Source organism: Rhodococcus sp. PvR044 (assembly GCF_040548995.1).
In the GTDB taxonomy this organism is placed as follows: Bacteria; Actinomycetota; Actinomycetes; order Mycobacteriales; family Mycobacteriaceae; genus Rhodococcus_G; species Rhodococcus_G oryzae.
In genome coordinates this window covers 1-2,421 of record NZ_JBEPSX010000025.1, presented here as the reverse complement: position 1 = coordinate 2,421, position 2,421 = coordinate 1, and the positions used below count along the sequence as shown (strand labels likewise).

At 55.5% G+C, this 2,421-nt stretch carries 1 rRNA gene; it reads right to left on the bottom strand.

What is annotated here, in order from left to right:
* Nucleotides 1–42: 42 nt before the first annotated feature.
* A 23S ribosomal RNA gene (locus tag ABIC28_RS27210) occupies nucleotides 43–2,421 on the bottom strand; the annotation flags it as partial.

The window sequence follows — 2,421 nt, the reverse complement described above, 5'->3', positions numbered from 1 at the left end:
GTGTGTTGTTTCAGATACCGCACAGTGGACGCGTAGCTTCTTTGTGGTAAGTCCTCGGCCTATTAGTACCAGTCACCTGCACACGTTACCGTGCTTCCAGTTCTGGCCTATCAACCCGGTGGTCTGCCGGGGGCCTTACCCCCTCAAGGGGGTGAGAAACCTCATCTTGGAACAGGCTTCCCGCTTAGATGCTTTCAGCGGTTATCCCTTCCGAACGTAGCTAACCAGCGGTGCTCCTGGTGGAACAACTGGCACACCAGAGGTTCGTCCGTCCCGGTCCTCTCGTACTAGGGACAGCCTTCCTCAAGTTTCTAACGCGCGCGGCGGATAGAGACCGAACTGTCTCACGACGTTCTAAACCCAGCTCGCGTGCCGCTTTAATGGGCGAACAGCCCAACCCTTGGGACCTACTCCAGCCCCAGGATGCGACGAGCCGACATCGAGGTGCCAAACCATCCCGTCGATATGGACTCTTGGGGAAGATCAGCCTGTTATCCCCGGGGTACCTTTTATCCGTTGAGCGACACCGCTTCCACTTGCCGGTGCCGGATCACTAGTCCCGACTTTCGTCCCTGCTCGACCTGTCAGTCTCACAGTCAAGCTCCCTTGTGCACTTGCACTCAACACCTGATTGCCAACCAGGCTGAGGGAACCTTTGGGCGCCTCCGTTACATTTTGGGAGGCAACCGCCCCAGTTAAACTACCCACCAGGCACTGTCCCTGAACCAGATCATGGTCCGAGGTTAGATGTCCAATACGATCAGAGTGGTATTTCAACAATGACTCCACGAACACTGGCGTGCCCGCTTCACAGTCTCCCACCTATCCTACACAAACCGAACCGAACACCAATACCAAGCTATAGTGAAGGTCCCGGGGTCTTTTCGTCCTGCCGCGCGTAACGAGCATCTTTACTCGTAATGCAATTTCGCCGAGTCTATGGTTGAGACAGCTGAGAAGTCGTTACGCCATTCGTGCAGGTCGGAACTTACCCGACAAGGAATTTCGCTACCTTAGGATGGTTATAGTTACCACCGCCGTTTACTGGGGCTTAAATTCTCAGCTTCGCTCCGAAAAGCTAACCGGTCCTCTTAACCTTCCAGCACCGGGCAGGCGTCAGTCCGTATACATCGTCTTACGACTTCGCACGGACCTGTGTTTTTAGTAAACAGTCGCTTCTCACTGGTCTCTGCGGCCCCACCCAGCTCACGGAGTAAATCCGATCACCAGACGAGGCCCCCCTTCTCCCGAAGTTACGGGGGCATTTTGCCGAGTTCCTTAACCATAGTTATCTCGATCGCCTTAGTATTCTCTACCTGACCACCTGTGTCGGTTTGGGGTACGGGCCGTGTAAAAGCTCGCTAGAGGCTTTTCTCGGCAGCATAGGATCACTGAATTCGCCTCAATCGGCTATGCATCACGTCTCAGGATATGTGTGGCACGGATTTGCCTATGCCACTCCCTACACGCTTACACCAGTATTACCACTGACTGGCTCAGCTACCTTCCTGCGTCACCCCATCGCTTGGCTACTACCAGATCAGGTCCCGCGCATCCCCCGACCATGATCCCGAAGGAACATTAGCCGGCTTCAGGGCGGTTAGTATCACTGATTCACCATGGGCGCGTTTACACGGGTACGGGAATATCAACCCGTTGTCCATCGACTACGCCTGTCGGCCTCGCCTTAGGTCCCGACTCACCCTGGGCGGATTAACCTGGCCCAGGAACCCTTGGTCATTCGGCGGAAGAGTTTCTCACTCTTCTTTCGCTACTCATGCCTGCATTCTCACTCGTGCAGCCTCCACGCCTGGATCACTCCGACGCTTCCATGGCTGCACGACGCTCCCCTACCCATCCATACCACTGCCCAAGTCCCCGCAGGAACAAGGAGGTGTATTGCATGAATGCCGCAGCTTCGGTGGTGTACTTGAGCCCCGCTACATTGTCGGCGCAGGATCACTTGACCAGTGAGCTATTACGCACTCTTTCAAGGGTGGCTGCTTCTAAGCCAACCTCCTGGTTGTCTTCGCGACCCCACATCCTTTTCCACTTAGTACACGCTTAGGGACCTTAGCTGGCGATCTGGGCTGTTTCCCTCTCGACTACGAACCTTATCGCCCGCAGTCTCACTGCCGCGCTCTCACTCACCGGCATTCGGAGTTTGGCTGATTTCGGTAAGCTTGTGGGCCCCCTAGACCATCCAGTAGCTCTACCTCCGGTGAGAAACACGCGACGCTGCACCTAAATGCATTTCGGGGAGAACCAGCTATCACGGAGTTTGATTGGCCTTTCACCCCTACCCACAGCTCATCCCCTCAGTTTTCAACCTAAGTGGGTTCGGGCCTCCACGACGTCTTACCGTCGCTTCACCCTGGCCATGGGTAGATCACTCCGCTTCGGGTCTAGAGCATGCGACTG